Annotated in this window: 17 protein-coding genes; 10 read left to right on the top strand and 7 right to left on the bottom strand. The window is 44.1% G+C overall.

Going from position 1 to position 16,019, the window contains the following annotated elements:
- The first annotated feature begins 7 nt into the window (after positions 1-7).
- The 4 genes from D2V05_RS07235 to D2V05_RS07220 all read left to right on the top strand — a co-directional run bounded on the left by D2V05_RS07235 (position 8) and on the right by D2V05_RS07220 (position 3,166).
- A complete protein-coding gene (locus tag D2V05_RS07235) occupies positions 8-1,048 on the top strand; it encodes a quinone-dependent dihydroorotate dehydrogenase (protein WP_119647056.1) in 1,041 nt (346 codons plus the stop codon).
- 3 nt (positions 1,049-1,051) lie between these two features.
- A complete protein-coding gene (locus tag D2V05_RS07230) occupies positions 1,052-1,711 on the top strand; it encodes a LysE family translocator (RefSeq protein ID WP_119647055.1) in 660 nt (219 codons plus the stop codon).
- A 20-nt stretch (positions 1,712-1,731) separates the two neighbouring features.
- Positions 1,732-2,595, top strand: coding sequence for a hydroxymethylglutaryl-CoA lyase (locus D2V05_RS07225; protein ID WP_119647054.1), 864 nt, complete (start codon positions 1,732-1,734; stop codon positions 2,593-2,595).
- A gap of 79 nt (positions 2,596-2,674) precedes the next feature.
- The gene (locus D2V05_RS07220; protein WP_119647053.1) at positions 2,675-3,166 is read left to right on the top strand and encodes a hypothetical protein; all 492 of its coding nucleotides are present in this window, start codon (positions 2,675-2,677) and stop codon (positions 3,164-3,166) included.
- Positions 3,167-3,181: 15 nt separating this feature from the next.
- On the opposite strand, the gene D2V05_RS07215 is transcribed toward D2V05_RS07220, so the two are convergent.
- Positions 3,182-3,532: a DUF6686 family protein gene (locus D2V05_RS07215; protein WP_119647052.1), complete on the bottom strand. Its 351-nt coding sequence runs from the start codon at positions 3,530-3,532 to the stop codon at positions 3,182-3,184.
- A 157-nt stretch (positions 3,533-3,689) separates the two neighbouring features.
- Between D2V05_RS07215 and guaB the strand changes: the two genes are divergently transcribed.
- Complete coding sequence (gene guaB, locus D2V05_RS07210; protein ID WP_119647051.1) at positions 3,690-5,162, top strand: IMP dehydrogenase; 1,473 nt, start codon at positions 3,690-3,692, stop codon at positions 5,160-5,162.
- A gap of 22 nt (positions 5,163-5,184) precedes the next feature.
- Here the strand turns inward: guaB and D2V05_RS07205 are convergent, their stop codons facing one another.
- The 3 genes from D2V05_RS07205 to lysA form a co-directional block, all read right to left on the bottom strand.
- Positions 5,185-5,700 (bottom strand): thioredoxin family protein, encoded by a 516-nt coding sequence (locus D2V05_RS07205; protein ID WP_119647050.1) that lies wholly within the window; start codon positions 5,698-5,700, stop codon positions 5,185-5,187.
- A 70-nt stretch (positions 5,701-5,770) separates the two neighbouring features.
- Entirely contained in the window at positions 5,771-6,184 is a 414-nt protein-coding gene (locus tag D2V05_RS07200; protein WP_119647049.1) for a DUF3995 domain-containing protein, read from the bottom strand.
- 1 nt (position 6,185) lies between these two features.
- Positions 6,186-7,424 (bottom strand): diaminopimelate decarboxylase, encoded by a 1,239-nt coding sequence (gene lysA, locus D2V05_RS07195; RefSeq protein ID WP_119647048.1) that lies wholly within the window; start codon positions 7,422-7,424, stop codon positions 6,186-6,188.
- Positions 7,425-7,591: 167 nt separating this feature from the next.
- Here lysA and D2V05_RS07190 point away from each other — a divergent pair, with 167 nt between their 5' ends.
- The 5 genes from D2V05_RS07190 to D2V05_RS07170 all read left to right on the top strand — a co-directional run bounded on the left by D2V05_RS07190 (position 7,592) and on the right by D2V05_RS07170 (position 11,286).
- Positions 7,592-8,230 (top strand): LON peptidase substrate-binding domain-containing protein, encoded by a 639-nt coding sequence (locus D2V05_RS07190; RefSeq protein ID WP_119647047.1) that lies wholly within the window; start codon positions 7,592-7,594, stop codon positions 8,228-8,230.
- Between the two features lie 118 nt (positions 8,231-8,348).
- A complete protein-coding gene (gene sucC / locus D2V05_RS07185; RefSeq protein WP_119640821.1) occupies positions 8,349-9,542 on the top strand; it encodes an ADP-forming succinate--CoA ligase subunit beta in 1,194 nt (397 codons plus the stop codon).
- Between the two features lie 347 nt (positions 9,543-9,889).
- Positions 9,890-10,225: a hypothetical protein gene (locus tag D2V05_RS07180; RefSeq protein ID WP_147378245.1), complete on the top strand. Its 336-nt coding sequence runs from the start codon at positions 9,890-9,892 to the stop codon at positions 10,223-10,225.
- 117 nt (positions 10,226-10,342) lie between these two features.
- Positions 10,343-10,744 (top strand): TerB family tellurite resistance protein, encoded by a 402-nt coding sequence (locus tag D2V05_RS07175; protein ID WP_119647045.1) that lies wholly within the window; start codon positions 10,343-10,345, stop codon positions 10,742-10,744.
- 116 nt (positions 10,745-10,860) lie between these two features.
- The gene (locus D2V05_RS07170) at positions 10,861-11,286 is read left to right on the top strand and encodes an Hsp20/alpha crystallin family protein (RefSeq protein WP_119647044.1); all 426 of its coding nucleotides are present in this window, start codon (positions 10,861-10,863) and stop codon (positions 11,284-11,286) included.
- 98 nt (positions 11,287-11,384) lie between these two features.
- On the opposite strand, the gene uvrB is transcribed toward D2V05_RS07170, so the two are convergent.
- Genes uvrB through D2V05_RS07155 form a run of 3 tightly spaced genes read right to left on the bottom strand, consistent with a single transcriptional unit; the run spans position 11,385 to position 16,015 of the window.
- Positions 11,385-13,373 carry an excinuclease ABC subunit UvrB gene (uvrB, locus tag D2V05_RS07165; RefSeq protein ID WP_119647043.1) on the bottom strand — a complete coding sequence of 663 codons (1,989 nt, stop codon included), beginning with the start codon at positions 13,371-13,373 and terminating at the stop codon, positions 11,385-11,387.
- Between the two features lie 49 nt (positions 13,374-13,422).
- On the bottom strand, positions 13,423-15,153 hold the full coding sequence (locus D2V05_RS07160; RefSeq protein WP_119647042.1) for a T9SS type B sorting domain-containing protein: 1,731 nt from the start codon (positions 15,151-15,153) through the stop codon (positions 13,423-13,425).
- A 28-nt stretch (positions 15,154-15,181) separates the two neighbouring features.
- The gene (locus tag D2V05_RS07155; protein WP_119640816.1) at positions 15,182-16,015 is read right to left on the bottom strand and encodes an ABC transporter permease; all 834 of its coding nucleotides are present in this window, start codon (positions 16,013-16,015) and stop codon (positions 15,182-15,184) included.
- Positions 16,016-16,019 lie beyond the last annotated feature (4 nt).

Raw genomic sequence — 16,019 nt, 5'->3', positions numbered from 1 at the left:
CTTTTTGATGTACAAAATCCTTATCCGACCCATCCTTTTTTTGTTCGATCCAGAAACGGCACACCACTTTTCTTTTTGGGCCATCAGGATTTTTTCAAGCTTGGGTCTGGGCTTTCTTTTTAGGAAAACCTTCGTCTTGAACGATCCCAAGCTCGAGCGTGAACTTTTTGGGTTGAAATTCAAGAATCCAGTAGGGTTGGCCGCTGGATTTGATAAGGATGCCAAATTGTACAACGAGTTCTCGGATTTTGGTTTTGGATTTGTGGAAATCGGGACGGTTACACCCAAGCCCCAACCGGGCAACCCACGGAAAAGATTGTTCCGTTTGGTGCAGGACAAGGCCATCATCAATCGGATGGGTTTTAACAACAAAGGGGTTTTTGAAGCCGCCGAACAACTGAAGAAAAAACACAGGGTGTTGATCGGTGGAAACATAGGGAAGAACAAGGTGACGCCCAATGCAGACGCCATAAAGGACTATCTGATCTGTTTTGAAGCCTTGTTTGAACATGTGGATTATTTTGTGGTGAACGTGAGTTCACCCAATACACCGGGACTTCGGGAACTTCAGGATAAGGAGCCCTTGACGAATCTGTTGAAAAAATTGAAAAGCCAGAATACGAAGCTGTCCAAAAAACTCAAACTGAAGGAGAAACCCATCCTGTTGAAAATAGCTCCGGATTTAACGGATGATCAACTCATGGATATCATTGACATTGTAAAGGTTACGAATATCGATGGAATCATTGCAACGAATACGACCATTGAGCGCAAGGATTTAAAAACCCACCTGATTCTGACCGAAGAGAAAGGTGGTTTGAGTGGTAAACCCTTGAGCAAAAGAAGCACGGAGGTGATTCGGTTTTTATCCGAAAAAAGCAATAAGGCTTTCCCGATCATTGGAGTGGGCGGAATCCATTCTGCTGAGGATGCTCTTGAGAAATTGAATGCCGGGGCCGATTTGGTCCAGCTCTACACTGGGTTTATCTACGAGGGTCCAGCACTTATTAAAAAAATCAACAAGGCCATTTTAGACCGGATGCAATAGGTTATGCACAGCTTGCTTTTGTACACTGAGGAAACCATACATTACCCTATTCTAATCGGGTTCGTGGTATCTTCTTTGGCATTGGCCCTTTCCCCTGGACCGGACAATATTTTTGTGCTGACCCAAAGTATTTCCAATGGGGTAAAATCAGGACTGGCCACGGTTTATGGCTTGGTTTCGGGTTGCTTGGTTCACACCACTTTGCTGGCTTTTGGTGTTTCGGAAATTATCAAAAGAAGCAATACTTTGTTCTTTGCCATCAAACTTTTTGGAGCCTTGTATCTGTTGTTCTTGGCCTTCAAGGTGTATCGAAGCGATGCATCCATCCTATTGAATAAGGAAAAGGCTCCGGCCAAATCCACAAAAAAATTGTTCATGACCGGTTTCACCATGAACGTGCTGAACCCAAAGGTCACCATCTTTTTTTTGGCCTTTTTTCCTGGGTTTTTGTTCAGTGATACATTGAACACCGTACTTCAATTTTATGTCCTGGGATTACTGTTCATGCTTTGTGCCCTGATTGTTTTCAGTTTTCTTGCCGTATTGGCAGGAAGTATTTCCAAATATTTGACGACCCATAACAAGGCAGGATTCTATTTGAAATGGGTGCAGATCGTGGTTTTTGTTGGCATCGCCATTTATCTGATCTTATCGGATAAATAGTGCTATTTTTACGTTTGCCTATGTCAAAGATCAAACTCATAGAATGTCCTCGGGACGCCATGCAGGGAATCAAGACCTTTATCCCCACAGATGAAAAAGTGAGGTATATCCAAGCTTTGTTGGGTTGCGGTTTTGATACGATTGATTTTGGAAGTTTTGTTTCGCCCAAGGCTATTCCACAAATGCAGGACACCGCCGAAGTGTTGGCCAAGCTGGACCTTTCCCGCACCAAGAGCAAACTATTGGCCATAGTGGCCAATATTAGAGGCGCAGAGGATGCCTGTGAACACCAGGCCATTGACTATTTGGGCTTTCCTTTTTCCATTTCGGAGAACTTTCAGATGCGGAACACCCATAAGACCATAACCCAATCCGTGGAAACCCTGAAGGGAATTTTGGAACTGGCCCATGCACACGACAAAAAAGTGGTCACGTATATTTCCATGGGTTTTGGGAACCCGTATGGCGACCCGTGGAATGTTGAGATTGTGGGGGATTGGACCGAGAGGCTAGCCGAGATGGGGACCCATATCTTGTCACTGTCCGATACGATTGGAAGTTCAACACCGGAAGTGATCGACTATCTTTTTTCCAATTTGATTCCCAAGTACCCAGAAATTGAGTTTGGGGCGCACTTACACACCACGCCTACCAAATGGCACGAAAAAGTGGATGCTGCCTATAAGGCAGGTTGCCGTCGGTTTGATGGTGCGGTGCAAGGTTTTGGTGGTTGTCCTATGGCCAAGGATGAACTGACGGGGAATATGCCCACTGAAAAAATGCTTTCCTATTTTACCTCCCAAAAAGCGGATACAGGTGTGAACTGGATGGTTTTTGAGGCGGCATTCAACAAGGCCACCGAATTGTTTTCGGTCTATCATTGACCTTAGGGTTGAAGAATACATGTCATTTATTTATATCGATTCTAAATTAATTATCTTTGGGGCCTAAATGATTTCAAGGATGACGTACAACGGATTTTTGGCCACCCTTCCCAAAGAGATTAGACTCTTTATTGCCACTTTTGTGGTAATTCTTTCCATAGGATATTTTACCGGGCTGCTGTTTATTCAACATACCGAAGCCACTTCACCGAGTGGGATTGAGGAAAATTACTTGGGTAATGAAGAAGATGAAGAAGCAGCGGTGATGAAGTTCAAAAAAGGGGATAGGGAGATGCTCACCACGGTACACACCCATATTTTGTCCATGTCGTTCATCTTTTTTTTGTTGGGTGGATTGGTGTGGATGACCCACGCTCCTAAAAAGTGGAAGCTCTTTTTGACCATTGAACCCTTTCTTTCCGTGATTCTCACCTTTGGTGGAATTTATTTGATGTGGTCAGGAATCGGATGGTTTAAATATGTAGTGATCGTTTCAGGAATTTTGATGACGGTTTGCTTTACGGGAGCGGCCAGTTTGGTATTGTGGCACTGTGCCAGACCGAAAAAGTAGGGGAATTGATTTTCCTCAATTCTCAATAAACTGATAATCGATATCCTGATAATGCAAAAGCGCTATGTCAGGATCCTCAACGGAAAGCAATCCCAATAGTTCCTGTACTTCTTCCCGGTTAACCAGTATGATAAAGTGCTTTTTACCTACGGAAATGGGAATCTTTCTATGGTGCGACCAATTTTTTAAATGGCTTTCCCAGTAGGGTAGATCCAACTGTTCAATGTACTCCTTTAGCGCCTCCAACTCCCACTCATACAATTCAAAACAGAGGTTGTTGAATAACAGTTGGAACAGTTTGGTGTGGTTGCAAAAGGTTAAAACGCCATTTTTGGATCGGTTAAGAATGTTCAATGATTGACACATAATACTGATTTGTGCCTTAAAGATAAAAATAAATTAGAATCATTCTAAATAATGATTAAAAAATCTGGAATGAAGCCATAGATAATCTCTATTTGGATTGCAGGCTGATTTCAATAAAAATAGTGGTATATTTGCACGCAATTAATCCGTAATTGCAATGGAAGCCCACCTAAACAAAATTGTTGGCGAAGGACTAACCTATGATGATGTTCTTCTTGTGCCCGCATATTCCGAAGTACTTCCCCGAGAAGTCAATATCCAATCCAAGTTCACTAGAAACATCACCATTAATGTGCCCATTGTTTCCGCAGCGATGGATACCGTGACCGAATCCCGAATGGCCATTGCCATGGCCCAAGAGGGAGGTATTGGGGTACTGCACAAGAACATGACCATAGAGCAACAGGCTCTTAAGGTTAGAAAAGTGAAACGTGCGGAAAGCGGCATGATCATGGACCCCGTGACGCTTCCTTTGGATTCCAAGGTTAGGGATGCCAAGGCCAGTATGAAGGAATTCAGCATCGGGGGAATCCCGATTGTGGATGCCAATAAAAAATTGATCGGAATCGTGACCAACCGCGACCTTCGTTTTGAGAAGGACGACGATCGTCCAATTTCCGAAGTCATGACTTCGGAAAATTTGGTGACCGTAGGTGAAGGAACCTCCTTGGAGCAGGCCGAGGTTATTTTGCAGGAAAATAAAATTGAGAAGCTTCCGGTGGTCAACGACAAGTATGAATTGATCGGGTTGATCACATTCCGGGATATCACCAAACTCACCCAAAAACCCATAGCCAATAAGGACCAATATGGAAGGCTACGCGTTGCTGCCGCCATTGGTGTTACCGCAGATGCTGTGAAAAGGGCCGGAGCACTGGTTGAGGCCGGTGTGGATGCCATCATCATTGATACGGCACACGGGCACACCAAAGGTGTGGTGGGTATTCTGAAAGAAGTGAAAAAATCGTACCCTCAGTTGGAAGTGGTTGTGGGTAACATTGCCACGGCCGAAGCTGCTAAATACTTGGTAGAGGCTGGTGCCGATGCTGTTAAGGTCGGAATCGGTCCTGGTTCTATTTGTACCACCCGTGTGGTGGCCGGTGTAGGTTTTCCACAGTTTTCCGCTGTGTTGGAAGTGGCCGCTGCCATCAAAGGAAGTGGGGTGCCCGTAATTGCCGATGGTGGAATCCGCTATACCGGTGACATTCCAAAGGCCATTGCTGCTGGCGCCGATACAGTGATGTTGGGATCGTTGTTGGCAGGGACCAAAGAATCCCCAGGGGAGACCATTATCTATGAAGGCAGAAAGTTCAAATCGTACCGTGGTATGGGTTCTGTGGAAGCCATGAAAGAGGGTAGCAAGGATCGTTACTTTCAGGATGTGGAAGATGATATCAAAAAATTGGTTCCGGAAGGTATCGTGGGCCGAGTTCCTTACAAAGGAGATCTATACGAAAGCATGCACCAATTTATTGGTGGTCTACGAGCTGGTATGGGCTACTGCGGTGCCAAGGATATTGCTACTTTGAAGGAAACAGGTCAATTTGTAAAGATTACTTCCAGCGGTATCCATGAAAGTCATCCGCATAACGTGACCATCACCAAAGAAAGTCCGAATTACAGTAGATAAAAAGCTTGGTTTTCTAGGGAAACTATTTCCCTGCGTAGCTTTGCCAGTCCTTGTCCTTGTAGATGTTTTCACCAAAGTACTTGGCAATCTGCATAAAGGGCTCCACTTTTTGATATCCGGGAACAGGGGACAACATGTTCATTTCCTCATCTAGGAACACCACGGTAGGATAACTCAACTGGCCTTGCAAAAGGGCGGCTGCCAATTCATGGTAGCCATTTCTTCCGGAAGGGACAAACTTGAAGGTCTTGCCTTTGTATTCAATGGGATCTTTACCCTCTGCGTCCAATTTCACCATGTAAAAGTTGGCCTGCATGTATTTGGATACATCGGGATGTTGGAATGTGTCCTTGTCCATTTTTTTGCACCATCCACACCAATCTGTGTACACATCGATGAACATTTTCTTGGGTTTTGCGTCGGTTTGGGAAAGCTTAACGGCTTCATCCCAACTTAGCCATTTTATATCTTGGGCGTTGGTCTGCAGTCCAACAAGAAGAAGAAAAAACAAACTGATTTGGGTAAATGTCTTGCGCATGATTTCTTAATTATGAACGTTTTGTCGTTCCATCCATACAAAGCTAACGAAAATTGTGCCAAAAAAGTATTCAGGACAAGAGCTCCAAAACAAATATCAAAAGGGATACCAGCAAGGCCAAAGGCGAGTAATACTGGCTGTCCATTCGGGCGAAACGGGTCGACCTCAATTTTTTGAAGAATCCCAGGTATTTGAAATCGCCCAGGGCCCGCAAAAGAAAAATGAAACCAATGGCTACTGAAGCATAGGTTAACTCTCTACGTTCCGTAAAACTGATGGCTTTGTTCAGGTAAATGAACGCGAAAAGACTCAAGAACAGCCCCACAAGTACGGTTCCCAACTTGCCCGGTTTAAAGAGAAACTTACCATTTTCCTTCGTGGGTAGTACCACGGAAGGATCCTTGATGCCGAAAATCGCCCAATAAAAATGGAGTCCGGCCAAAAAGATAAAAATAATGGAAAGCAACAGGGCTATAGTGCCCATTCTAGTTTACGGTTTCTTTCTTGGGTGCTTCAAATAGCGATTTAACATCTACTTGGTTCCTTAAAATGTCATCAAAGGTTTCGCGCTCGCGAATCAAATGGCCTTTGCCTTTGTACCACAAAACTTCAGCAGGTCGATATCTGGAATTGTAATTGCTTGCCATGGTAAAGCAATAAGCACCTGCATTTTTAAAGCACAGAATATCCCCTTCGGAAATTTCATTGATGCGTCGGTTGCTACCAAAAGTATCGGTTTCACAGATATATCCAACAACAGAATAGTAACGCTCCCTGCCATTAGGGTTGGAAATGTTGATGATTTCATGACTGGAGCCGTAAAACATGGGACGGATCAAGTGGTTGAATCCGGAATCCACACTGGCGAAAACTGTTGAGGTGGTCTGTTTTACCACATTTACTTTGGCGAGGAAGAACCCAGCTTCGCTTACCAAAAACTTCCCAGGTTCAAAGGCAAGGGTCAGATTCCTTCCATAATCCTTGCAAAACTCATTGAACCTTGCTGATAGTTTTTTCCCTAGTTCCTCAATGTTCGTTTGAATGTCTCCGTCTTTGTAGGGTACTTTAAAACCACTTCCAAAATCGATAAACTCCAGGTCCTTGAAGTTTTTAGCAGTCTCGAAAAGAATTTCAGAGGCATAAAGGAATACATCGATATCCAAAATATCACTACCGGTATGCATGTGGATACCGTTGATATTCATTTTGGTCAAGTCCACAATGCGTAACAAATGCGGAATTTGGTGTATGCTGATACCGAATTTTGAATCGATATGCCCTACAGAAATCTTGGAGTTGCCCCCGGCCATCACGTGGGGGTTGATACGGATACAAACTGGAATGTCGGGGTGTTTGCTTCCGAACTGTTCCAAAATGGAAAGGTTGTCGATGTTCACCTGCACACCCAAGGCGGCAGCGGCTTCAATTTCTTCCAACGAAACACCATTGGGGGTAAAGATGATGGATTCGGGTTTGAATCCGGCCAATAGGCCCAATTTTACTTCTTGGATAGAAACCGTGTCCAGGCCACTTCCCAAACTGTTCATGAATCGTAGTATACTGATGTTGGACAAGGCCTTCGCTGCATAGTTCAATCGTAGGCTGGGTACTTCCTTAAAAGCATTGGTAAGCCTGTTGAACTGCGATGCAATTTTATCCGCATCATAAACATATAGTGGGGCACCGTATTGGTCAACCAGTTTCAATAAATCCTTGGAATTCATGCTACATCCGTCTTTAATGGACAAATCTAAAGTAAGTCCTTGGGTTATACAAGAACAAAAAACATATTTTATATATTTATAACAAAATGTTTTAATTGTAACAATCCTTTTCTGGAGAACTGTTTGTGGCTTTGCTTGGGACATTGTACTTTTAGGCAAACCACAAAATGAAACTGCCATTATTTCCATTGCAATCCGTTTTCTACCCTGGTGAGACCGTACCACTCCATATTTTCGAAGATCGGTACAAACAATTGATCCATGATTGCAGAAAAGAGGCCTTGACGTTTGGGATCCCCGTTTTTATCAATAATTCCATTTCTTATGGTACCGAAGTGCAATTGGTGGAGGTGGTCACTACCTACAATTCTGGGGAAATGGATGTGGTCTGTGTGGCCAGACAGGTGTTTAAGATACTCAGTTTTGAAAAGCAAATGGATGGCAAATTGTACTCTGGTGGAGATGTGGAATTTTTGGAAATGGAGAACGATGCCGACGACAATCTCAGGAAAGAGGTAATCCAAAAAGTGGAAATGTTATACGATTTGATGGATGTCCCCTTTACCCAGACGTCGCCCAAACAGTTCAACAGTTATTCTTTGGCGCACAAAATGGGACTTTCTTTTGAACAGGAATACGAACTCCTGTTGATGACCAAAGAAACTGACCGATTGCATTTTATCAAGGCCCATTTGGAATCGACTACGAATATTTTGAACGAGGTCAACCGCACCAAAACCGTTATAGAAATGAACGGACATTTCAAAAATTTCGACCCTTTGGACTTTCAGGATTTTAAGCCTTGAGTTCCGACAGTGAAAAAGCACGGAATTATGGGCGAATAATTGGCAATAATTCCATAATACCTTCAATTTCTCCGTAGTGTTTTCTATTTTTGTCGGCAAACAAAAGTAAAATTCACAGATGAATCTTCACGAATATCAAGGAAAAGAGATTTTGGCCAGTTTTGGGGTCAGGATCCAGCGAGGTATTGTTGCCCGCAACGCCAAGGAAGCGGTAGAGGCCGCGAAACAACTTACACAGGAAACCGGAACCGGATGGCACGTGATCAAAGCACAGGTGCATGCAGGTGGTCGTGGTAAGGGCGGCGGTGTAAAACTTGCCAAAAACTTGAAGGAAGTGGAGGAACTTGCTGGTAGCATCATCGGGATGAACCTGATTACACCACAAACATCTGCCGAAGGTAAAAAAGTACACCAGGTTTTGGTGGCCGAGGATGTGTACTATCCAGGTGACAGCGAAACAAACGAGTTTTATATGTCCGTGCTCTTGAACAGGGGTACCGGCAGGAACATGGTGATGTACTCTACCGAAGGAGGTATGGATATAGAAGAGGTGGCCGAGAAGACCCCACATTTGATTTTCACCGAAGAAATTGACCCAGGATTGGGCTTGTTGCCTTTCCAGGCGAGAAGGATTGCCTTCAACCTAGGGTTGTCCGGAACAGCTTTCAAGGAAATGGTGAAATTTGTTTCCAACTTGTACAAAGCATACGAACAGAGTGATGCCAGCTTGTTCGAGATCAACCCGGTTTTGAAAACATCGGATGATAAGATCATGGCGGTGGACGCCAAGGTAACCATCGATGACAATGCTCTCTACAGAAGAAAAGCCTATGCCGAAATGCGCGACCTTAGGGAAGAAAACCCTATCGAGGTTGAAGCAAGGGAAGTAGGTCTGAACTATGTGGATTTGGATGGAAACGTAGGTTGTATGGTAAACGGTGCCGGGTTGGCCATGGCCACCATGGACTTGATCAAGATGGCAGGTGGTGAGCCGGCCAACTTCTTGGACGTGGGAGGTACCGCCGATGCCAAAAGGGTAGAGGAGGCCTTCCGTATCATCTTGAAAGACCCCAACGTTAAAGCGATTTTAATCAATATTTTTGGCGGAATCGTTCGTTGTGACCGTGTGGCTCAAGGTGTGGTGGATGCCTATAAAAATATGGGCGACGCCATTAAGGTGCCCATCATTGTGCGTTTACAGGGTACCAATGCCGAATTGGCCAAAGAGATCATCGATAATTCTGGATTGGCCGTACATTCAGCGGTGCAGTTCCAAGAGGCTGCTGATAAAGTGAAGGAAGTTTTGGCATAAAACGTCAACAATCGAAATAGACAAGGGCAACGTTTTCTTAACGTTGCCCTTTTTTGTTTTCCGGGAACAGGAAAAGAAGACAAAATCATTTTTTGTTGGATTTCAGAAAAGGTTTGCAAGGTTATTGGTCCTTTCTCAATTCGGCTGCAGAGTTTTCATGATTGTTCGGATTTTCTTCAAAATCTTCAATATTAGGACATCGTTACACAGGTTAAACATTGGTTAAATGACGTATTTGTGTAACATTTCGATTTTTTTACCGTCTTATATTTGTAGTGTCTTTAAAACAGAAACGTTTTTTTGACAAATCATTAAAATCATTCATCAATACATCAAAAAACAAAATCATGAGAAAAATTAAAATTGCATCCGTAGCATTTATGTTGTTTGCTACTTTGGGCGTTTTCGCCAACAAAGGGCACAATGAAGTTTCAGAAAAGAGCTTGTCCTCCCAAATTTATGAAATGTTGAAGCAGAATAACTTTGAGCTTCAATACAACGAGTTGACAGCCGATGTACGTCTCACCATCAATGATAAAGGTGAGTTGGTAGTACTTTCCGTGGACACCAAAAATGAAGTTTTGGAGAAATTTGTAAAGAGTAGATTGAACTACCAAAAAGTAGAGTCCGCACAACCTGTAGAGGGCAGAATCTATACGGTTGCCGTAAGAATTACCGCGTAATTGACGGAGATTGTTTGAGTTAGTTAGAAAGCCTTGATCGCATCAAGGCTTTTTTTATGCACTAAAATTGAGCTTTTTGAGTTATGTATAAGGAAGCAAGCCCCAAAACCAAACCAAATGGGAACCTACGAAGAAAAACTGAGCATCCTTTCGGAGATGATCGCCTTTGCCAGGGTGGATCATTCGATGAAACGGTCCGAATATGAGTTCCTGCTCAAGGTGGCCTCCAATTTAGGGATCGATAAGGAAACGTTCGATGGACTTTTAAAACATCGCTCCCCTAAAATAACCCTGAAGTCCCAAGCGGAACGGATCGTTCAGTTCCACAGGTTGTTGCTTTTAATGAACATTGATCGCGAACAACACAAAAGTGAGGTCAATACCCTTTACAATATAGGACTTAAAATGGGGCTTCCGCCCGTGGCCATTGGTCAGGTCTTGGAGGTGATGCACCGTTATCCTGACAACGTGGTTCCTCCAGAGGTGCTCATCGATATCTTCAAAGCGCATTACAATTAGTGTCATTTTGACATCAATTCCCCCTGTATTCATGCCATAAAGACATGTTTTTTGTATTGGTACACCATTTGCCTAGTACTAGGTGATTTAAGTGTTTAACTAAAAATTGAATCGCCATGAGTATAGTAAAAAGAAACAACCTGTTTTTTCCATCCCTGATGAACGATTTTATGGGTCCTGATTGGTTTGGTGGAACAGAGAAGTGGAATGCTTCCGTTCCCGCTGTCAACATAAAGGACAATACTGAAAATTTTGAATTGGAACTGGCCGTACCAGGTATGAAAAAGGATGATTTCACCGTGGAAATCGATAACGATGTGTTGACCATTTCCAGTGAAATGCAAACCGAAAACGAAGAAAACAAAGAAAATTACACCCGCAAAGAGTTTTCATATACCTCATTCAGAAGGGCCTTTACCTTGCCTGAGACTGTTGATGGTTCTAAAATCGATGCGAAGTACGAAGATGGAATTTTGAAATTGACCTTGCCCAAAAAGCAAGAAGCATTACCAAAACCAAAGCGATTGATTGAAATCGCATAAGAAATTGAAGGCACCAACTATAGGTGTTTCATGATGGTTGGATTAGTTGGTTAGTTTGTTGGCGCGCCCCTACAGCAATGTTCGGGGCGCGCTTTCGTTTATTCCTTTTCTTGGAGCATCTTGATTTCGTCCCGTAGTTTGGCCGCCTCCATGAAGTTGAGTTCTTTGGCCGCTTTTTCCATAGCCTTGCGCTTTTCCCTGATCAATTTTTCCTTTTGGTTCTCGGTCAGGTATTCCAAATCGGGTTCTGCGGCGCGCAGTTCTTCCTTTTGAAAATGATAGGTGGACACGGAATTCTTGGCCAAGGCATTGTCCAAATTCTTTTTCAAAGCCTTGGGGGTGATGTTGTGCTCCTTGTTGTAGTTCATCTGCTTGTCCCGACGGTAATTCGTCTCATCAATGGTCTTTTTCATGCTGTCCGTGATGGTATCCGCATACATGATGGCCTTTCCGTTCAGGTTACGGGCCGCACGCCCCACGGTCTGTGTCAGGGAACGGTTGCTTCGAAGAAATCCTTCTTTGTCGGCATCCAAAATCGCAACCAATGAAACTTCTGGTAAATCTAATCCTTCCCGAAGCAAGTTTACACCAATGAGCACATCAAAAATTCCTTTTCGTAGATCCTGCATGATTTCCACACGTTCCAACGTATCCACATCGCTGTGTATATAACGGCATCGAATATCGATTCTGGTCAGGTATTTGGTCAGTTCCTCTGCCATTCTTTTGGTCAGGGTGGTCACCAAGGTACGTTCATCCAGTTCCACCCGCTGTTGGATTTCTTCGACCAGATCATCAATTTGATTGGCGCTGGGTCGTACCTCGATTACGGGGTCCAATAATCCTGTCGGACGGATTACCTGTTCCACATATACCCCCTGACTCAGTTCCAATTCATAATCTGCAGGAGTGGCACTTACATAGATGACTTGGTTCTGTAAGGTTTCGAACTCTTCAAACTTTAAAGGTCGGTTGTCCATGGCCGCGGGTAAGCGGAATCCATATTCCACCAGGTTTTCCTTTCGGGACCGGTCGCCTCCATACATGGCATGTACCTGGGGAATGGTCACGTGGCTTTCATCAATGATCATCAAGTAATCATCCGGAAAGTAATCCAACAAACAGAAAGGTCGTGTGCCGGGTTCCCTGCCGTCCAAATAGCGGGAATAGTTCTCTATGCCGGAACAATAACCCAGTTCTCGAATCATTTCCAGATCAAAATTGGTGCGCTCGTCCAATCGCTTGGCTTCCAAGGGTCGACCTATTTCTTTGAAATAGTCCACCTGTTTGACCAAATCATCCTGAATTTCACGAATGGCATTCTGTAGGATGTCCGGCGAGGTTACGAACATGTTGGCCGGGTAAATATTCAGCGAATCGTAAATTTCGATGACGTTATTGTTGAACGGATCCAAAGCTTCGATTTCCTCAATCTCATCCCCGAAAAAATGGATACGGAACGCATGGTCTGCATAGCCGGGGAACACATCGACCACATCCCCCTTCACCCTGAAATTCCCATTCCGGAAATCTGCTGTGGTCCTGGAATATAGGCTTTGCACAAGTTGTTTCAGGAATTTGGTCCTGGAAATTACTTGGTCACGATGGATGGTGATCACGTTCTTTTGAAATTCGATGGGGTTACCGATACCGTACAAACAGGAAACCGAGGCAACCACAAGCACATCCCTTCGTCCCGAAAGAAGCGAAGAAGTGGCACTCAGCCTCAATTTTTCAATATCCTCGTTGATGGAAAGGTCCTTTTCAATATAAAGTCCACTAGTCGGAATATAAGCTTCTGGCTGATAGTAGTCGTAATAGGATACAAAGTATTCCACAGCATTGTTCGGAAAGAATTGTTTGAACTCCGAATACAACTGGGCCGCCAGGGTCTTGTTGTGGGCCAAAACCAAAGTGGGCCGCTGCACCGACTCTACTACATTGGCCACAGTGAAGGTCTTACCGGAACCTGTAACCCCAAGCAACGTTTGGTGGCGTACGTTTCCCTCAATACCCTCTACCAATTGTCGTATGGCTTCGGGTTGGTCCCCAGTGGGTTTGAATGCTGAGACTACCTGAAATTTCATTCGATAAAAATAGTAAAGGATACTACTAAAAGGAAGCGAATCAATGAGATTATCTTTTTAAGGAAAAATGCCCTTTGATTTCTTGGTTCGAATCATCGATGGCCACAAACCAATAGTCCCCGGATGGTAGGGGCCGACCTGCGATTCTTCCGTCCCAGCCCTGGGAATCCTGTGAAATCTGCTTGAGAAATTTTCCATACCGGTCAAAAATTCGGATACTTTGAAAGACTACTTCCGCTGATTTTTCTGGTTGGATGAACTGCCAATAATCGTTGATGTTATCCCCGTTTGGGGTGAAGAATTTTGGAAAGCCTTCCAAAGTAAGGTCTTGGATAAATGCTTCTTGGGCCACCCCGCAACCGTTCTTGTCGCGGACATACAATGTGTGGTTCCCAGGTTCAATATTGCTAAAGACACTGCTATCGGAATAAGGACCATTCATGTTGTCAATGGCAAATTCATAATCCCCAATACCCGAGGCTTCCACTTGAATGCTGAGCAGTCCATTGCTGTTTTGAACCCTAAGGTTGTCTATGGAGGCCATTTCGGAAGAGACTACATGGAATATCTTGGTAGTGGGGCATTCAAGGGTGCCTGCTTCCCTGTCCACCAGATTGTAGGCTTCATAACGATAGGTGCCATTTTCCGAGATGGCAACTTCACTGGTCTCCGAAAGCAATGTTTCGTTGTCCTTGTCATCCACTTTGTACCAACGATACCCATCGGCAACATCGGTGGAGAAGGCTATGTATGGGGCTTCGTTTTCACAGAATGAAATGGTGTCTGGAAAATCAATTTCAGGATTGATGGTCACAAAGTCACCCACGTTCACGTCCCAATACGGGCCACATCCAAAGGATGTGGTGAAACTTTCCTTTTGGCATCCCATGGCGGTACCTGTTTCGTTGGAAGGGGATATGGTGATGAAATAGGTCTTATTGGGTTCCAGATTGAAAATAGGGGTAGAGTTGGTATAAAACCGGGAATTGTCCAAGATATCACTACTGGTCGGTGTGGTTCCAATAGTGACATAGTAGGAAGTAGCCCCGGCCACCTCGTTCCATTCCAGTTCGGTGGTCAAGGGAACGTTGGTTTCCCCATTCGGAGGGTAGGTCATACTGGTGCATTCCGGCAGGTCTGAGACCATTCCTGTAGTAAATTGTTGGGCGGAACATCCCATTGCCGTTCCAATATCATTGTAAGGGATAATGGTTGCAAAAATGGGGGTTTCCGCTGGAAGGTCAATGTCTGGGTTCAAGGTCAATCTGTTTCCGACATCTTGCTCCAAAATATCATTGCCGCCTGCTGTTGTGCCCAATCTGACCAAGTAACCCGTGGCTCCGTAAACATAATTCCAAGAAATGTTGGTTTTTGGGTTGACATTGGTAGCCATATCCGAGGGCTGCGTCATTGTTGCACAGGAGGCGGGAGGTTGGGTCAATGACTCCGTGGTAAAGCTTATACTGGGGCAAGTAATATCGGGCCCATCATAGAAATAAAGGGAAATGGTTACATAAATGGTCTCATTTTCCGGTAGTCCAAGTGGAGGCGTGTAAGTGGTTCCGCTGACAAATTTAGGAGACACAATATCATTCCCGCCCGGTGTTGTACCTAGGGAGATGATGAATGCATTTACCCCATCCACAGGATTCCAAGAAATCGTGGTATTCAGGGGAACGTTCACCGCACCTTCGGCAGGGCTTAAGAGGTCAGGGCAATTTTGTGCATGTGCCATCACACCCATCAAAAGAACCAAGAAAAGTAATTTTCTGTTCAGCATTTACATGATATGTGCATCTCCCAAGATACTACAAATCACGCTTTTTCAATAGGACATAGGATAAATAGATGAAAATGGCAGTCCAAACGAAGGCAATCAGAAATTCGTACCAATAGGTGTGGTAATCGAACTTCATGTCTTCCCCAATCTGCTGCCCGATGTTCTGGACTGCAGAAAGACGGGTGAAAGGCTCCTTTATCAAGTTGGACATAGACTGCAATGGGAAAAAGTTCTTGATATGTTTTGCCGTGTCCCAACTGACCACTTTCCAGCCCAGTAGCCCGAAGACCACTTGTTCCAAAATGCTCCATAGAATCAGAAAGCCCAAAGCAAAGGCCGAACGTTTTACCAAGATGCCCAAAAACAGACAGAAAGAGAAAAAAGCTACCAACTTCACAAAAAAGGCGAACAAGAAGTCCAGATCGGAGAAGATAATGGACATCTCGTTATAATCCGAATAGGCCAACCCCAAAATCATGGATACCACAAAAACAAATACAGTGGAAATGAGGGCAAAAGAAATAACGGTCAATAACTTGGAAAGGATGAATTCCTTCTTGGAAAGTCCGTCAATCAAGTTTTGTTTGATGGTCTTGTTGCTGTATTCATTGGACATCATGGAAACGATCACGATTGCCAAGAACAATTTAAAAAGTGCAGTGACAAAGGTGTTAAAGTGCCAGATGTATGGGAAGTTGAAGATGCCCTGATCGGCTAAGTGAAACTGCACAGGTCCTATGTCGAACTTGATGGCCGCGATCAGTGCGATGGAGGTCAGAAGCACAAAATAGGAGATGATCAATACCTTACTGGCCCTGTTGTTCCACAGTTTTATGAATTCTATTTGGAGTAGACGTAACATTCGT

Origin of the sequence: Flagellimonas pelagia (assembly GCF_003584135.1) — a bacterium.
GTDB lineage: Bacteria > Bacteroidota > Bacteroidia > Flavobacteriales > Flavobacteriaceae > Flagellimonas > Flagellimonas pelagia.
The sequence above is the reverse complement of the archived record's forward strand: the minus strand, read 5'-3'. Positions and strand labels throughout refer to the sequence as shown.